A 15,635-nucleotide genomic window follows, 5' to 3' on the forward strand; every position below is an offset into this window, starting at 1 on the left:
GGGGACCCGGAGGGCGGGTGATGCCGGGGCGAGCGCCGATAGTGCGATGATGGCAGGCATGACCGTGCACCACGAGAACGATCCCATGTCCACCTCCGGCGAGGACTTCGCCGAGATCCCCACGGACGGTGCCGCGGGGGACCGTACCGGCCCGGAGGTCCCGGCGGACGAGGTCCGGTGGCTCAGCTCCGAGGAGCGCCGGACGTGGTTGGCGATCCTGAGCTTCGCGGAGACGGTCCCGGCGGCGATCGAACGCCGGCTGAAGAAGGAGTTCGACCTCACCCGCTACGAGTACAACGTGCTCGCGATGCTCAGCGAACACCGCGAGGGGTTGCGCCCGATGACGGACCTGGCGATGGTCACCCACGGGTCGCTGTCGCGTCTGTCGCACACCGTCGCGAAGTTGGAGAAGCGCGGTCAGGTGCGCAAGTTCCCGAAGCCCGAGGACAAGCGGACATCGCTCGTGGAACTCACTCAGGCCGGGCGGGAGCTCGTCGAGCGGGCGGCGCCCGTGCACGTCGAGGACGTCCGGCGGATCGTGTTCGACAAGCTGCCGACCGACCGCGTGGGGATCCTCGCGGATCTGCTCGACGCCGTCACCGGCCGGTCCCCGGTGGACCCCAAGGAGGTCTGAGGCCGGCCGACGACACCCTCGGCCTTCTTCGCCGGAGACCTCACGCCTCGCCGGTGGGGTGCCGGGGTGCGGGCGGCGTCGAACTCAGCCGGTGACGGAGAGTTCGATGCGGTTGGCCCACGGGTCGTCGAAACTCACGGTCGCGCCCTCGTCACGGGTGTCGACGCCGTGGTCGCGCATGCGTTCGACGACGTGGTCGATCGCCTGGCGGTCGGGCAGGGCGATGCGCACGAGGCCGAGGCCCAGTGCCGGGGCGCGCAGGCCGGCACCGCGGGAGTTCCACACATTCATCGCCATGTGGTGGTGGTAGCCACCGGCGCTCACGAAGAGAGCGGTGCCGTGCATGACGAAGGTCTGGGCGAACCCGAGGGTGCTCACGTAGAAATCCCGGGCGGTGTCGATGTCGCCGACCGACAGGTGGACGTGGCCGACGCTCGCCGGGCGGACCTGGGCGTCGCGGACGGCCGCCTCGTCGACGTGGGAGGTGACGAAAGCGTTGGGGTCGAAGGCGAGGTTGTCCATCTGCACCTGCCCGTCGACCCAGTCCCAGTCCGCACGGTCACGGTCCCAGTAGAGCTCGACACCGTTGCCCTCGGGGTCGGTGAAGTAGAAGGCCTGGGAGACGAGGTGGTCCTGGTTGGCGACGTAGGTCTGCGGGTATTTCTCGGCCAGGGACAGGACGCTCGCGGCCAGGTCGGCGCGCTGTTCGTAGAGGACGGCGACGTGGAACAGGCCGGCGGACCCGGGGGTGGCGGCGGCGAGCGTGGGGGAGTGCTCGAGGACGACGACGGGCTCCGGCGCGCGTCCGGGGGCCTGGCGGCCGAGCACCGCCGAGGCGCCCTCCTGCCGCAGCAGGTCGAGACGGACGCCGTCCCGGTAGTAGGCGACCATGCCGTCGAGATCGGCGACGTAGAGGGTGACCGCGCCCATGGCGGTCGTGGCGCCGAGGCGGTCGACGGTGAGAGCGGGATCGACGGGCTGCTGCGTGAAAGCGGTCATGAGGGAAGTCTACGACAAGATAGTTGAAGAATCAACTAAATCATCGGTGGGGGATGACCCGGGGGAGCAGGCGGACGAGGACGACGAGCACCACGAGCTCGACGAGTGTCTGGGTGACGACCGTGATCGGGATGAGCGAGGAATCCGGCCCGGCCGCGCCGGAGGTGCCGAGTGCGAGTGCCACGGGCAGGACGACGAGGGAGTTCCGTGTGAGCCCGGTGAGCACGAGCCCCCGGTGTGCGGCGACCTGGGCGGCCGGGTCCGTGGAGAACCCGGTGCCCGGATGGTTCGCTCGTTCCGGTGTTCCGCCCAGCAGTCGACCCCCGAATGCACCGACGAGCACGACGATGACGAGGGAGAACACGAGGAATGCGAGCACGGCCGGCACGAGTGCGCCGAGTGCCGAGCCGACCGCGGCCACGTGACCGGCGACGGTGCAGCCGAGCACGAGCATCATGAGCGGGACCATCGCGCCGGTACCCAGGTGATCGAGGGTGCCGGCGATCCGGCGGACCGGTCCGGGTGCCCGGGAGTTCTCACGTGTGTACAGCTGGATCACGGCGGCGCACAGGAAGGGCGCGACGACGAGGAGTAGGAGGGCGCGGAGGAGGGGTGGCCAGGGCGCCTCGGCGGCGTCGGTGAGGGAGGTGCCCGCGATGGCGGGGAGGAGGACGGGGAGCGTGACGGCCTGCGCGGCGAGCAGCAGGGGAGTGGCGGCGAGGACCCGGGCGGTGGCGCCGCCGGCGAGGCGGGTGAAGACGACCACGTAGTCGATGCACGGGGCGAGCAGCACGAGCACGACCCCGACGAGCACGGGCGCGGGCGTGCCGATGGTGTGGAGAACCGCGGCGATCGCCCACACGAGCAGCGGGACGAGGAGGACGTTGACGCCGATCGCGGCGAGCAGGAAGCGCGGGGAGCGGATCGATTCCGGGATGCGGGCGAGCGGGACGGCGAGGAACGTGGAGAAGAGCAGGAGTGCGAGGAAGGGTTCGACGAGCGTGGCGGCGAGTGGAGCGACGGAGGGTAGACCGAGGGCGGGGAGTCCGAGACCGAGGACGGCGCCCACACCGAGAGCCGCCACGTACAGCCCCACCTGGTGCTTCTCCATCCACTCCGTCACGCGGGCCAGTATCGCAGGTGGGTCACCCGGGTCGCAGGCCGTCGCCTGCGCGCAGGGCGCCACGTCGTCGTGCGGGCACCCGACCGACCGTCTGCGTCGGGGATCGGGCCAGGGCGCCTCGGGGGCGGGGTACCGTCGACGGATGGGTGAGGCTCGGGAGGTGCTACGACGTCGGCCCTTCGCGCTGTTCTGGACCGCCTCGACGGCCACGGACTTCTCCGGGTCGCTCACGACCGTCGCGTTCCAGGTGCTCGTCGTGAGCGTCGTCGGTGCCGCCGCGTTCGAGATCGGGGTGCTGAACGCGCTGCGCGTCGTGCCGTACGTGTTCCTCGGGCTGCTGGTCGGCGCGTGGATGCACCGCTGGCGGCGGAGACCGGTGCTCGTCGGTGCCCATGCCGCCCGCGCGCTCGCCCTCGCGGCGATCCCGGTCCTGTCGGTCGGCGGGCACCTGGACGTGTGGCCGCTCGGTGGGGTGTTCTGCGCGGTGGGGCTCGTGGCGCTCTTCCACGACTCGGCCACTCAGGCCTTGCTGCCGCGGCTCGTGGACCGGCGCGATCTGTTGCCCGCCAACGCGCGGATCATGCAGGCCGGGGCACTCGCGCAGTCCGGCGGGCCGGCACTCGGGGGTGCGGTCGTCGCCTGGCTCACGGCGCCCTTCGCAGTCGTGATCGACGTCGTGGTCTCCGCCGGCAGCGCGGTCGTCGCAGCGTGCATCCGGGTCGAGGAACCCCGTGCGCCGGCCCGTACGAGCGGCCGGCACGTGGGTCACGAGGTGCTCGACGGCCTCCGCTGGACCTACTCGCACCGGACCGTGCGGCCCCTGGCGCTCACGATGACGGCCTTCGCGCCCTTCGCGCTGCGCGAACTCGGAGTGGGGCCGGTGGGGTTCGGGCTGGTCCTCGCCTGCGGGGGAGCGGGTGGAGTGCTCGGTGCGCTGCTGGCCCCGGCCGTCGGACGACGGCTCGGGGCCGGTGGTGCACTGCTGCTGGGGCGGGGGCTCGCCCCGGTGGCGTGGACCGGCACCGGCCCGCTCGTCATCGTGTTCTCACCCCTGCGCACGGCGCGACACGGGGAGGGCGGAGAGGTCGACGGCGGGTGAGAGGTGGAGGCCAGGGAGCCTCGGGGGCGGGGACCGGGCAGGGATGGTCCGGTTGCGTCGGGGAACGGGCCAGGACGCCTCGGGAGCGAGAAATCCAAAAGTGTCCAAAGGGCACGCGCGAGGAGTCCGTTGGGAAGACCAACGATATCCGGCGTGCGCTCAGTGGCGGATCCGGGCCCGGAGAACGCCACTGGGCGCACTCCGGATGATCCGATGGGAGTTCAGCCCCAGAGGAACCAGATGGCCGAGCAGGTGACGACCATGAGGATCGCGTTGAGGGGTGCGCCGACCTTGGCGAAGTCGGTGAAGCGGTAGACGCCGGTGCCGAAGACCATGGCGTTCGTCTGGTAGCCGACGGGGGAGAGGAAGCTCGTCGAGGCGGCGAAGACGACGGTGAGCGCGACGGCGAGGACGGGGATGTCGAGCGCCGAGGACAGGGTGACGGCGACGGGGACGAGGATGACGACGCTCGCGTTGTTGCTCACGACCTCGGTGAGGACGGTCGTGACGGCGTAGAGCGCCATGAGGACGAGGAGAGGTGGCCAGGAGCCGGTGGCGGCGGCGAGGGTCTCGCCGATGAGTTCCGCGCCGCCGGACTTCGTCATCGCGATGCCCAGCGGGATGACACCGGCGAGCATGAAGATGATCTCCCACTGGACGCCGCTCGTGAGGTCCTCGGCGGTGATGCAGCGGGTGACGGCCATCGCGACGACACCGGCGAGTGCAGAGACGACGATCGGGACCGGGGTGAGGGCAGCCAGCGCGATGACGGCCACCATCGTGAGACCGGTGACCCACATGCGGGCGCGGTCGAACTCGTCCTCGAACTCGCTGAGGAGCACGAGGTCGGGGCGCCGGCGCAGACGGGGGATCTCGGACTCCTCGGTCTCCAGGAGGACGACCTCGCCGACGCGGAGGGTGGCGTCGGCGAGGCGGGGCGAGTGAACGCCCTCCGCCTCGATGCCGATGGGCCGCGCCCGGTAGCGGCGCCAGAAGCCGATGTCGCGGGCCCTGCGGCCGTCGAACAGCAGGCGGTTGCGGACGAGGGCCCGGACGAGGACGCCGTCGCGGGCGTGCCCGTAGGACCCGTCCATGTCCGAGGCGACGTGGAAGTCCTCGGCGGCCACGAAGTCGGCGACCTGGCGGGTGGTGGCGGAGACGGTGACGATGTCTCCGTCGGAGAGTGGGGTGGTGGAGAGCGCCTCGGCGGCGGTGGGTGCGGGACGGTCGGAGGTGTCGGAGTCCTCCGGGTGGGTGAGGCGCAGGGGAGTGGCGCCGATCTCGGTGAAGGCGCCGAAGTCGTCGAGGGTGCGGCCGACGGCCTCGCTGCCCTTGGGGACGCGGAGTTCGACGACGAAGGTGCCCTCGGAGGTGTCGCCGTTGCCGTCGGTGCCGTCGTCGCTCCCGGTTCCGGCGGTCGCCTCGCCACCGATCTCGCGGTCGGGGAGCAGGTGACGGCCCACGGTGAGGAAGTAGACGAGACCGACGACGAGGATGAGGAGTCCGACGGGGGCGAACTCGAACATTCTGAGCGGGCGGCCGAACTCCGGCATGTCCGCGAGGACAGCGACGGCGAGGATCGACGTCGAGGTGCCGATGACGGTGAGCATCCCGCCGAGCATGCTCACGAAACTCAGGGGGATGAGCGCCTTCGATGCGCGGATGCCGATGCGCCGGGCCAGTTCGATGACGAAGGGGATGGCGACCGCGACGGCGGCCGTGTTGTTGACGAACCCCGAGATGAGGCCGACGAGGCCGGTGACGACGAGGAGGAACCGGGTCTCGGAGTTGCCGACGAGCGGGACGAGCTTGCGGCCGAGTACGTGCATGAGGCCGGAGCGCTGGATACCCGCGGAGAGCAGGAACATCGCCATGACGGTGACGGTCGCCGGGTTGGAGAGTCCGGACAGTCCCTCGGTGACGGTGGGGAAGGTGCCGGTGAAGTCGAGTCCGGCATCCCGGATCCACGACAGGTGGTCGAGGAACGGCACACAGATGACGATCACCATGATCGCCAGCGACGTGACGTAGAGCGGGAGCTTCTGGCTGGCGAACAGGTACAGCGCGACGGCGACGATGCCGAGGACCACGCCGATCTCGATGGTCATGGATCAGGACGCTATCAGGGTGCGTCGAGCGGTGTGGGTGGATCGGGTCAGGCGGGTGGCGTCGGGCCGCTCACGACGCGGTAGGTGGTCTGGACCATCCCGCCGCCGAGGACCCGCGTGTCCAGGTGTTCGAGGTCGACGTCGCCGCCGAGAGGGCCGAACAGCGTGGGGCCGTCACCGATGAGGACGGGGACCTGCGAGAGCGTGAGGTCCTCGACGAGTCCGGCCCTGAGGAACCAGCGGACGGTCGCGCCGCCGTCGGCATAGACGCGTCGGTGGCCGGCGGCCTCGAGTGCGGCGACAGCGGCCTCGGGGGAGCGGTGCACCGTGATCCGGGGGTCGGCTTCGGGTTCCGGGGCCTGGGGAAGGGTGGTGCTGATGACGTGCATGGGGCGGTCGAGGTAGGGCCAGTCGTCCATGGGCGCGATGGTCTCGAAGGTCTTCCTGCCCATGACCACGGCATCGACCGAGTGCATGAAGGGGGTGAAGCCGGCGTCCCCGGCGGCCTCACCACGGCTGGTGAGCCATTCGAGGTCGTCATCGGGGCGGGCGATCCTGCCGTCGACGCTCAGGCCCAGGAAGACGGCGGCGCGGAGGGATGTGTGTGCATCGGTCTCGACCATGCCGCGAGCCTAGGTGATCCGGGTCCCGATGTCGTGGGGTGTGTTTCGGGTGGTCGCACGCCCGTCCACGATGAGTGCATGCTCATCGTCGATTGCCGTACCGATGTCCGGCAGTCTTCCCGGATTGCCGGACATCGGTACGGCAGACGACAGGGAGGTTGCGCAAGCATGTGGTGCGGGGCGCCGACGGGTGCACAAATTGTTGGGCTGACCAACGATACAGGGGTCAGGGGACCTCAACGTGAGGGGAGTCGGGGCCGGAGTTCCAGTCGAAGAGGACCAGGTGCCAGAGACCGGGGGCCTTGCGCGACGGGTCGATGAGTCCGTGGGCGCCGGCGGATTCGAGGAGGTCGCGGACCTGCCAGGACGGCGGAGCGGTGATCCGCGGTCGGCCGTGCTCGTCGAGCAGGTGTTGCCAGTCGGCGGCGGCATCCGCGGGGTCGAACCCGAACCGGGTGCCGACCTCGGGATCGCGCAGGTCGACGATCCGGTCGGCCCGTACGGAGATCTCCAGGATCTCGCGCTCCGGAGTCGTGTCATCGGTGTGGGCGATCATCGCGGCGGCGACACCGTCTCGGGAACCGCTCAGGTAGAGCGTGCGTTGTCCGGGACGGTTGTAGCGGCCGGCGGAACGTGCGCCGTCGAGGGCGTGCTCCCGGAACGCCGGGTCGATCGCGCGGAAGAACGTCCCGGAGGCGGAGTCGAGGAGCTGGCTGTCGGGCGTCGGTGCGATGGGCAGATCCTAGACGGCGTGACTACGAGGTAGATGTCGTTCGACGGGGCACATGTCTCGCAGTCACGCAGGAGTGCGAGACATGAGTCCTGCGAAACGACATGTTCCTCGCAGTCACATGTCGGAGGGGAGTCCCGAGAGCTGCTCTCGATGCCTAGTTAACATAATGTATATTATCGGCACTCGATTCACGGGAGTCAGGAGAGGGGTTCGCGTGTACCGACGCAGCCGAGCCGACCAGTCGCGGCCAACCGCCTCAGCCGGCCCAGATCACCGGGACGAGCACAACCGTCGCGACGATGACGAGCGCGGTGAACACCCAGCCCAGTCGCGCGTAGTCGGTGAACCGGTAACCGCCCGGTCCGTACACCATCATGTTCGTCTGGTACCCGATCGGCGAGAGGAACGAGGCGGAGGCCGCGACCGCCACGGCGATGGCCGCGCCACGCGGATCCACCCCGGTGCTCACGGCGGCACTCACCGCGATCGGCAACATGAGCAGTGCCGCGGCGTTGTTGGTGATGAGCTCCGTGAGGACGACGGTCGTGAGCACGAGCCCCAGGATCACCCCGTAGGTCCCGAATCCCCCGAAGGCACCGACCAGGCCTGAGGCGATCGTCTCCGCCAGCCCGGAGCTCTGCATGGCCGCCGCCAGTCCGAAGGCCGAGGCGATCACCACGATCACCTCGAAATCGACGGCGCGTCTGGCCTCCAAGGGGGTGAGCACCCGGGTGGCGACGAGCGCGATCGCCCCGATCAACGAACCGTGCAGGATCGGCACGAGTCCTGTCGCCGCGGCCAGGATCACCGCGAGCAGGATCGCGATCGGGATCCATGCCTTCCGGCTGGTCACCGGCGGGTCGGCGTCGAGGTCGGCGACGAGCAGGAAGTCCGCCCGATCGCTCCAGCGGTCGCGGAAATCCGGATCGCTCGCCAGCACGAGCGTGTCGCCGAGGCGGATCCGCTCTGTACCCAGCCGGTTCTCCACCAGGTGCCCGGAGCGGTGGATCGCGAGGACCGCGGCCTGGTAGGTGGCACGGAACCCGACGGACTTGAGGGTGCGACCGACGAGCGGTGACCGCGGGCCGACGACGGCCTCGAAGTACCGGACCGTCGACTGTCCGAGGTCGAGGACGTGGGTGAGTTCGGCGGACCGGAGCCCGCGGATCTTCTGCAGGTCGAGGACCCGGGTGGTCGGGCCGACGAAGTGGAGGCGGTTACCACCGCGCAGCACCGTGTCCGGGCGGGTCGGCGCGATGACCGTGTCACCACGGTCGACCGAGGCGAGGTAGAGGCCTTCGAGGTCACGCAACCGGGCCTGCTCGACCGTCCGGCCGTCGATCGGGCCACCCGGCTCCACGATCATCTCGAAGGAGAACCGGCGACCTTCCTTCTCCACCTCGGCCCGGGCCGAACGGCGGTCGGGCAACAGTATCGGTGACAGCACGAGGAGCAGGACCAGTCCGACGGCGGCGATCGGCAGGCCGACCTTCGCGATCTCGAAGAAGCCGAGTTCGTCCAGGCCGAGGGTCGTCATCTGCCCGGAGACGACGAGGTTCGTCGAGGTGCCGATGACGGTGAGCAGGCCACCCATGACGGCGGCGAACGAGACCGGCATGAGCAGTTTCGACACGGCGACGCCGCGCCGGTTCGCCCAGGTGGTCAACTGTGGGATCAGCATCGCCACGATCGGCGTGTTGTTGAGGAACGCCGAGGCGCCCATCGTCGGGATCAGGGTCCGCAGCAACGGCCGTCGATAGGTGCCCTTCTGCCCGAGCGTCCCCTGCATGAGTGGGGTGAGCGCCCCGGTCTTCTCGACGCCGGCGGCCAGTACGTAGAGCGCGGCGACCGTGATCGGTGCGGCGTTCGCGAACCCGGAGAAGGCGTCCTCCGCGGGGACGATCCCGAGGACGAGGACCGCGACGGCACCGGAGAGCATGACGACCGCCGGTGAGACCCGGTTGCCGACCAGGGCGACGAGGACTCCGAGGACCACGGCGAGGGTGAGCCAAGCGTCGATACCCATCGTGGACTCCTCCGTCATCGCGGAGCCCGGTGGTCGGGCTCCGAACCGCGCACCGACCGTCGGGGGCGGTGCCAGGTCGGGCTCGACCTCGGAGGTCGAGCCCACTATTCCTACCGAGATGGTAGATATATGGGCTCACATGGCGCAACGAGGCGGTTGCGTCGCTGTCTCGGTCGCTGTCTCGGTTGACGCCCCAGTCGCGGTGCATCCTCAGTCACGGCGCATCCGCGTGACGAGCCGCGTGAGCACCCATGCCGCACCGCCGGTGACGACCCCGAGGAACGTCCCGAGCGCGAGCCCCGAGAACACCGCGGACACCCGGAAGACCAGTGCCTGGAGGCCGGGATCCAGGTCCGCCAGGTTCCCGCCGAGCACCGGCGTCGAGGCGCCGAGGTTCTGGGTCCAGAGGATCTGGTGGACGAGGACGAGCAGCACTCCGGAGACGAACCCGGTGAAGACGAGGGTGCCGAACGGGTTCGGGATGCGCGGGGCACGCGACCGCACCGCGAGCGCCACCACGACACCGATCCACGCGACGAGCGGGACGAAGACGAGCAGACTGTTGACTGCCGTGCCCTCGTCGATGACGTGCAGATCGTGGAGCACCACTCGTGGAACGGTGAGCAACGCGAGCCCGAGGACGAGGGCCACGTGCCCGGCGACGGTCCGCGTCGGTGCGCGGCCGACCGGCGCGGACGCCGCCGACGGATCAGACGGAACAACCGGATCGGACCTCGGGTCGGGTGCGGGCGTGGACGGGCGGGGTGAGGGCATCATGCCCTCCATGCTCCCGTCCGGGCCTGTTCCGGGCGCGGGGGTTGGCCGCCCCGTCACCGGTGGATTCCCCACCGTCCTACCGGCCTCTCCCCCGGTGCCCGAATCTCGCCAGTACCCGGACCTCGCTCCCGAGGCGTCCCGGCCATCACCCCGATATGGTTGGTCCCACCAACGGACGTCTCCTAGGCTGGGTCGCATGACCGATGACGCGACCCGCACCACCTACGACGAGCTGCCGTCCTGGCTCCTGTCCCGCGCGCAGCAGCGGTCCCAGGGGATCCTCCGCGAGGCGCTCGACACCGAGGGCATCTCCGAACACCACTACCGGGTGCTCAGCGTGCTCGAACACTCCGAGCCGCTCCCCCAGGCCGAGATCGGGCTCCAGGCGCGGATGGACAAGGGCGACCTCTCGCACGCCGTCACGCTCCTGGAGCGCGGTGGCCACGTGGAGCGCACCCCGGACCCGAGCGACGGGCGGCGCAAACTCCTGAGCATCACGGACCGTGGTCGCAGGAGGGCGAAGGAACTCGGGTGGTCGATGACCGCGATCCAGGACCGGATCCTGTCGCCCCTGGAGGAGGGCGAACGCGCCGAGTTCCTCCGCCTCCTCGCGAAGCTCAAGCCCTGAACGGCGTCGGACTCAGTGGTGGGGTGCCGGGGCCCGGGCGGCGTGAAACTCAGTACCCCACGGTGAACCGCGCCTGCCGGTGGCGCGGCGCTTCGAGTTCGTCGACGAGCGCGAGTGCCAGGTCCGCCCCGGAGATGTATGACCGACCGTCCTCGTCGGTCACGAGCACCTCGCCGCCCAACCGGTACGTGCCGGTCCGCTCACCGGGATCGAATCCGCCGAACCCACCGGCGGGGCTCAGGTAGAACCAGTCGAGGCGCTGGTCCGCGGCCCGCAGGTCCTCCAGGACGCCGGCCATCTCCTTCACCTCGGCGAGGATCTCCGCCGGGAAGTCGGGCGTGTCCATGACGAGCGGTCCGTCCTCGGACACACGCAGGGATCCCGCCCCACCGATGACGCCGAGCCGCACCCCCTTCTGCGCGCAGTGACCGGCGAGGTCCGCCAGGGCGGGGCGGGTGCGGCCCTCCAGGGCGCCTCGTGGGGCGATCGCGGAGACGACGGCGTCCGCGCCCTCCGTCGCCTCGGCGAGGGTGGCCGGGTCGAGGACGTCGGCCTCGCGGTAGGCCACCCCCTGGACCTTCCGGTCGGGGACGTGGCGGCTGAAGGACACGACCTCGTGTCCGCGGGCGGCCGCCTCGGCGACGGTGTGCCCTCCGGCGAAACCGGTTCCTCCCAGGACGTGGATGCGCATGCTGACTCCTCGGTCGACGTCGGTGCGGGGCCGTCGGTACGGGCCCCGGGCCCGACCCTACGCGCCGCCGAGGCGCCCTCACCAGGGCCGGAACGTGCCCTTGACGTGCACTGTCGGCCCCTCCTCCGTCACGGATCGATCACGGATCACGCGGTGTGACGTGCGCCGGGACACGAGCGGTGACACAATCAACCACGAAAACATTACGTAATTCCATTCTTCACCTCGACCCTGGCCGGGTCGACGGACGAGGACGCCCCTTCCGGGCGTCGACAGGAGCTCCCCCACCACCATGCATGCAGTCGTCACCGGCACCACCCGCCTGACCCCCGGCCTCATCCGCGTCCATCTGGCCGAGGGGGACCTCGCGGACTTCGCGATGCCCGCGCACACCGATGCCTACATCAACGTCGCGATCCCGCCGGACGACGCGCCCTTCGGACCCGTCTTCGAGCCCGCCGCGATCCGCGAGTCGCACCCGGACGTCAAGCTCTTCCGTCGCCGCTACACCGTCGGGGCCTGGGACGCGGAGAACCATCGGCTCGACGTCGACTTCGTCGTCCACGGCGACGAGGGGAAGGCCGGCCCGTGGGCGGCGAACGCAGCCCCCGGTGACGTCCTCGTCTTCAACGGCCCGGGCTCGGGGTACGCGCCGGACCCGGAGGCCGACTGGCACCTGTTCGTCGGCGACGAGTCCGCGCTGCCGGCGATCGCCGCCTCCCTGCGGGTGCTGCCTGCGACCGCGATCGGGCACGCCTTCGTCCTCGTCGACTCCCCCGCCCACGAACTCGCCGTCGAGGCGCCCTCCGGTGTCGACATCACCTGGCTGCACCGGACCGGTGCGGCCGATCAGGACGTCGATCTGCTCGTCGGTGCCCTCGGGGCCGCCGCCTTCCCGGACGGGACGGCACACTCCTTCATCCACGGTGAGGCGGAGGAGATCCGTGTGGTCCGGAAACACCTCATCACCGAGCGTGGTTTCGCCGACGACGACATGTTCTCCTGCTCCCCCTACTGGAAGCGTCCGCTCACCGACGAGGAGTGGCGCTCGACCAAGCGCGACTGGGTCAAGCAGATGAAGGCCGAGTGCTGAGGGGCCGCCTCAGCCCGCCGGCGCCTCGCCGAGCAGTTCGGCCTTGAGGGCACGTTTGAGGGGGCCGGTGACGGAGCCGGGCTCGTCGGCGCGGACCGCGTCGACGTACTTCTCCAGGGCGTCACCCCGTTCGGAGCCGGCCTGCTGGAGCCCGATCCCGATGTGCATCTGGAACAGTGCGGCCTTCTTGCCCTTGGGGTCCTGCCGGAGGTGACGGGCGAGGTGGAAGATCACCTCGTCGACGTCGTCGAGCACGAAGGGCGGCGGGTCGAACCGCTCACCGGCGTCCCACCGCGCCCGCAACTCCGTGAGCACCGCCCGGGCCGCGTCGAGTTGTTCGCCGAGCCCGGCGAAGGGGAACTCGTCGGCCCAGAAGTCCTCCAGGAGTTCCGGGGTCGACAGACCCCGGACGACGGCGAGGAGTGCGGCAGGGGGTGTGGGTGCGTCGGTCATGGGCCCCACGGTACCTGCGAGGTGAGGCTTACCTGCCGAAGGATTGCCTCGCCTGGGGTGCGGATCCCGGCAGGAGGCGTAGCGTGTCCGGCATGAAGATCACACCTGCCCTCGCGACCGCTCTCGAAGACCAGATCACCCTCGAACTCTCCGCCTCGATCGTGTACCTGCAGCTGGCCGTCCACCTGGAGGACCAGGACCTCACCGGCATGAGTCGGTGGATGCGGGCCCAGGCCGAGGAGGAGCAGGTTCACGCGGCCAAGTTCATCCAGCACGCCCTCGACCGTGGCCTCGCCCCGCAGATCGGTGCGATCGAGGCGCCCAAGATCGTCGGCTCCACGCCCGTCGAGCTCTTCCGCGCCGCCCTCGCCCACGAGGAGACGGTCTCGGAGGCCATCCGTGACCTCTACCGGACCGCCCAGGACGAGGGCGACATCGACATCCTCCCGCTCCTCAACTGGTTCCTCACCGAGCAGGTCGAGGAGGAGGCGAGCGTCGGCGAGATCGTCGGTCGTCTGGAACTCATCAAGGACGACGGTGCCGGCGTCCTCCGGATCGACTCGGAGCTGGGCTCCCGCACCCCGGACATCGACGCCGACGCGGAGTGATCCGGCCCGCCTGACATGACGCGGCCCCGCCGACCGATCGGTCGACGGGGCCGCGTCATGTCACACGGATGCGGTCACTTCCGCAGCAGCTTGCGTGCCTGCGTGGCGCCCTTCGTCACGCCCGACTGGGCGAAGTTCACGGCCTTGTCGACCTTGCCGCTCGTGACGACCCCGGTGACGAATCCGCCGACGCCGCCCAGCAGCTTGTTCACGGTGTTCTCGGTCCAGTCGACGGCCCCGCCGGGAGCGGCGATCCTGCCTGCCTGGGAGCGGGCCCTGTCCCGCAGGCCCGAGGTGCGCTCCTGCGCCGTCGAGGCGTACTCCTCGGCCTTGCCCGCCGGGTCGCCCGGGACCTTCTTCGAACCCTCCCGCAGGCGCTGCGAGCCGTCCTTGACGGCCTGCTCGGCGAAGTCCTTGAGACCGGCGAAGGCACCCGTGGCCTTCGACGCCGCCGAGGTGCCCCGGCCGGTCACGGACTCCGCGGCGTCGCGCAGACGGTCCCGGGTGGAACGTCGGGTCGCGTCGAAGACCCGGGTCGGTTCGATGGGCTCGTCGGCCCGGTGGGTCGTGTCGTTCTCGTCCCGGGGTGTGTGCTGCTCGGTCATCGCGGGTCCCTCTCCCTGGGGTGGCGGCAACGGGTTGTCGTACGTCACGTCCAGCCTACCGGCGGGCCCGTGACCGGGAACGGAGGAAATCCCCAGTCGGCGCCCGGCGTTCCGGCGTGACGGGGCGTCGATAGGATCGTCGCTGTGGACTCCTCTCCCCCGACCCCCTTCGTCATCGCTCACCGGGGTGGCCTGTGGCCCGGCTGTGCCGAGAACACGCTGCCGGCCTTCCGTGCGGCGGTCGCTGCCGGGATCACGTGGATCGAGACCGATGTGCACGCGAGCCGGGACGGCGTGCTCTACGCCTTCCACGACGAACGCTTGGACCGTCTGGCCGGGATCGACGCGGCGATCGGCGATCTGTCCGCCCGCGATCTCGACCGGGTCGACCTGGCCGACGGCGGGCTGATCCCACGGCTGGAGGACGCCCTCGAGGACCTACCGGACACCTCCTTCAACATCGACGTGAAGGCCGACCGCTCGGTCGCCGCGATGGTGCGGACCGTCCGCCGGTCCGGGGCCGCGGACCGGATCCGCCTCGCCTCGTTCTCGAGTGCCCGCTTGAAGCGCCTGCGCCGCGCCCTGCCCGACGTGCCGACCTCCGCCGGGACCGCGGAGACGGCCCGCGTCGTCGCCCTGGGGTGTGCGCGCGGGCTCCACCCGGCCCTCGACTGCTTCCAGGTCCCCCGTGCCCAGGCGGGGATCCCGGTCGTCACCGGCCGGTTCGTCCGGGCCGTCCACGCCGCGGGACTCCAGGTCCACGAGTGGACCGTCAACGACCGGGCGGACATGGAGCGTTCGCTGGCAGCCGGGGTCGACGCCCTCATCACCGATCACCCGCTGCTCGCCGCCGAGGTGGTCGCGGAGTTCACGGCGCGGTGACCACGGCCTTCACGACGCGGTGATCGTCACCCCGATCCGGGCGACCACCGGGATCGACGCCTGCGGGAAGAAACCGATGCCGTAGACTGTTGTATTCGTCCGATCAGTGGTCGTCGACCGGAAGGTGTGTCATGAGCGAACGCAGTCTGCGCGGTACCCAGCTGGGTTCCCGGAGCTTGGAATCCGAGTCCGGGGTCGAGCCGGCACCCCGGCAGGTGGTGGAGTACGAGACCGAGGACGGCACCCGTTTCACCGTGACCTTCTCCGTCGAGGCCGAGGTGCCCGCGACCTGGGAGGACGGCACGCACGGCCTGGGCCAGCGCGTCGGCGCCGAGCAGCCGGAGGACGAGGAGGGCAAGCACGTGCGCACGCACTGGGACATGCTCCTCGAACGTCGCTCCTTCGAGGAGCTCGAGGTGCTCCTCGACGAGCGTCTCAAGATCCGCCGCGGCGAGCTGCCCCCGCAGGTCTGAACCCCCGACGACACCCACGCCCCATCGGTCCATGAGACCGGTGGGGCGTTCGTCGTCCCGGGCGGGGCGCCTCGACGGCG

17 protein-coding genes are annotated in these 15,635 nt (G+C 70.4%); 7 read left to right on the forward strand and 10 right to left on the reverse strand.

Features of this window, described 5'->3' with window-relative positions; genetic code table 11:
* Window positions 1–58: 58 nt before the first annotated feature.
* Window positions 59–634 carry a MarR family winged helix-turn-helix transcriptional regulator gene (locus AAD496_RS06115; RefSeq protein ID WP_349827772.1) on the forward strand — a complete coding sequence of 192 codons (576 nt, stop codon included), beginning with the start codon at window positions 59–61 and terminating at the stop codon, window positions 632–634.
* A gap of 84 nt (window positions 635–718) precedes the next feature.
* Here AAD496_RS06115 and AAD496_RS06120 read toward each other — a convergent pair whose 3' ends face one another.
* Together AAD496_RS06120 and AAD496_RS06125 are read right to left on the reverse strand one after the other, a co-directional pair.
* On the reverse strand, window positions 719–1,633 hold the full coding sequence (locus AAD496_RS06120; protein ID WP_349827773.1) for a VOC family protein: 915 nt from the start codon (window positions 1,631–1,633) through the stop codon (window positions 719–721).
* 40 nt (window positions 1,634–1,673) lie between these two features.
* The gene (locus AAD496_RS06125) at window positions 1,674–2,756 is read right to left on the reverse strand and encodes a bile acid:sodium symporter (protein ID WP_349827774.1); all 1,083 of its coding nucleotides are present in this window, start codon (window positions 2,754–2,756) and stop codon (window positions 1,674–1,676) included.
* A 142-nt stretch (window positions 2,757–2,898) separates the two neighbouring features.
* Between AAD496_RS06125 and AAD496_RS06130 the strand changes: the two genes are divergently transcribed.
* Window positions 2,899–3,855, forward strand: coding sequence for an MFS transporter (locus AAD496_RS06130; protein ID WP_349827775.1), 957 nt, complete (start codon window positions 2,899–2,901; stop codon window positions 3,853–3,855).
* Window positions 3,856–4,076: 221 nt separating this feature from the next.
* Here the strand turns inward: AAD496_RS06130 and AAD496_RS06135 are convergent, their stop codons facing one another.
* The 5 genes from AAD496_RS06135 to AAD496_RS06155 form a co-directional block, all read right to left on the reverse strand.
* Window positions 4,077–5,963: an SLC13 family permease gene (locus tag AAD496_RS06135; protein ID WP_349827776.1), complete on the reverse strand. Its 1,887-nt coding sequence runs from the start codon at window positions 5,961–5,963 to the stop codon at window positions 4,077–4,079.
* Between the two features lie 47 nt (window positions 5,964–6,010).
* Complete coding sequence (locus tag AAD496_RS06140) at window positions 6,011–6,586, reverse strand: dihydrofolate reductase family protein (RefSeq protein WP_349827777.1); 576 nt, start codon at window positions 6,584–6,586, stop codon at window positions 6,011–6,013.
* A 226-nt stretch (window positions 6,587–6,812) separates the two neighbouring features.
* Window positions 6,813–7,325: an RES family NAD+ phosphorylase gene (locus tag AAD496_RS06145; RefSeq protein WP_349827807.1), complete on the reverse strand. Its 513-nt coding sequence runs from the start codon at window positions 7,323–7,325 to the stop codon at window positions 6,813–6,815.
* A gap of 250 nt (window positions 7,326–7,575) precedes the next feature.
* Window positions 7,576–9,345 carry an SLC13 family permease gene (locus AAD496_RS06150; protein ID WP_349827778.1) on the reverse strand — a complete coding sequence of 590 codons (1,770 nt, stop codon included), beginning with the start codon at window positions 9,343–9,345 and terminating at the stop codon, window positions 7,576–7,578.
* A 210-nt stretch (window positions 9,346–9,555) separates the two neighbouring features.
* Window positions 9,556–10,122 carry a hypothetical protein gene (locus AAD496_RS06155; RefSeq protein ID WP_349827779.1) on the reverse strand — a complete coding sequence of 189 codons (567 nt, stop codon included), beginning with the start codon at window positions 10,120–10,122 and terminating at the stop codon, window positions 9,556–9,558.
* 196 nt (window positions 10,123–10,318) lie between these two features.
* Between AAD496_RS06155 and AAD496_RS06160 the strand changes: the two genes are divergently transcribed.
* A complete protein-coding gene (locus tag AAD496_RS06160; protein ID WP_349827780.1) occupies window positions 10,319–10,750 on the forward strand; it encodes a MarR family winged helix-turn-helix transcriptional regulator in 432 nt (143 codons plus the stop codon).
* 49 nt (window positions 10,751–10,799) lie between these two features.
* On the opposite strand, the gene AAD496_RS06165 is transcribed toward AAD496_RS06160, so the two are convergent.
* A complete protein-coding gene (locus AAD496_RS06165; protein WP_349827781.1) occupies window positions 10,800–11,441 on the reverse strand; it encodes an NAD(P)-dependent oxidoreductase in 642 nt (213 codons plus the stop codon).
* Window positions 11,442–11,733: 292 nt separating this feature from the next.
* On the opposite strand from AAD496_RS06165, the gene AAD496_RS06170 reads away from it, so the two are divergent.
* Window positions 11,734–12,534 carry a siderophore-interacting protein gene (locus tag AAD496_RS06170; protein ID WP_349827782.1) on the forward strand — a complete coding sequence of 267 codons (801 nt, stop codon included), beginning with the start codon at window positions 11,734–11,736 and terminating at the stop codon, window positions 12,532–12,534.
* Window positions 12,535–12,543: 9 nt separating this feature from the next.
* Here the strand turns inward: AAD496_RS06170 and AAD496_RS06175 are convergent, their stop codons facing one another.
* Entirely contained in the window at window positions 12,544–12,987 is a 444-nt protein-coding gene (locus AAD496_RS06175) for a hypothetical protein (protein ID WP_349827783.1), read from the reverse strand.
* 92 nt (window positions 12,988–13,079) lie between these two features.
* Between AAD496_RS06175 and AAD496_RS06180 the strand changes: the two genes are divergently transcribed.
* Window positions 13,080–13,595, forward strand: a complete 516-nt coding sequence (locus AAD496_RS06180; protein WP_349827784.1) for a ferritin — start codon at window positions 13,080–13,082, stop codon at window positions 13,593–13,595.
* A 74-nt stretch (window positions 13,596–13,669) separates the two neighbouring features.
* On the opposite strand, the gene AAD496_RS06185 is transcribed toward AAD496_RS06180, so the two are convergent.
* Window positions 13,670–14,200 carry a hypothetical protein gene (locus tag AAD496_RS06185; protein ID WP_349827785.1) on the reverse strand — a complete coding sequence of 177 codons (531 nt, stop codon included), beginning with the start codon at window positions 14,198–14,200 and terminating at the stop codon, window positions 13,670–13,672.
* 144 nt (window positions 14,201–14,344) lie between these two features.
* Between AAD496_RS06185 and AAD496_RS06190 the strand changes: the two genes are divergently transcribed.
* Together AAD496_RS06190 and AAD496_RS06195 are read left to right on the forward strand one after the other, a co-directional pair.
* The gene (locus AAD496_RS06190; protein WP_349827786.1) at window positions 14,345–15,082 is read left to right on the forward strand and encodes a glycerophosphodiester phosphodiesterase family protein; all 738 of its coding nucleotides are present in this window, start codon (window positions 14,345–14,347) and stop codon (window positions 15,080–15,082) included.
* Window positions 15,083–15,213: 131 nt separating this feature from the next.
* Window positions 15,214–15,555 (forward strand): RNA polymerase-binding protein RbpA, encoded by a 342-nt coding sequence (locus AAD496_RS06195; RefSeq protein ID WP_349827787.1) that lies wholly within the window; start codon window positions 15,214–15,216, stop codon window positions 15,553–15,555.
* Window positions 15,556–15,635: the final 80 nt, after the last annotated feature.

It is taken from the genome of Brevibacterium litoralis, assembly GCF_040212315.1.
In the GTDB taxonomy this organism is placed as follows: domain Bacteria; phylum Actinomycetota; class Actinomycetes; order Actinomycetales; family Brevibacteriaceae; genus Brevibacterium; species Brevibacterium litoralis.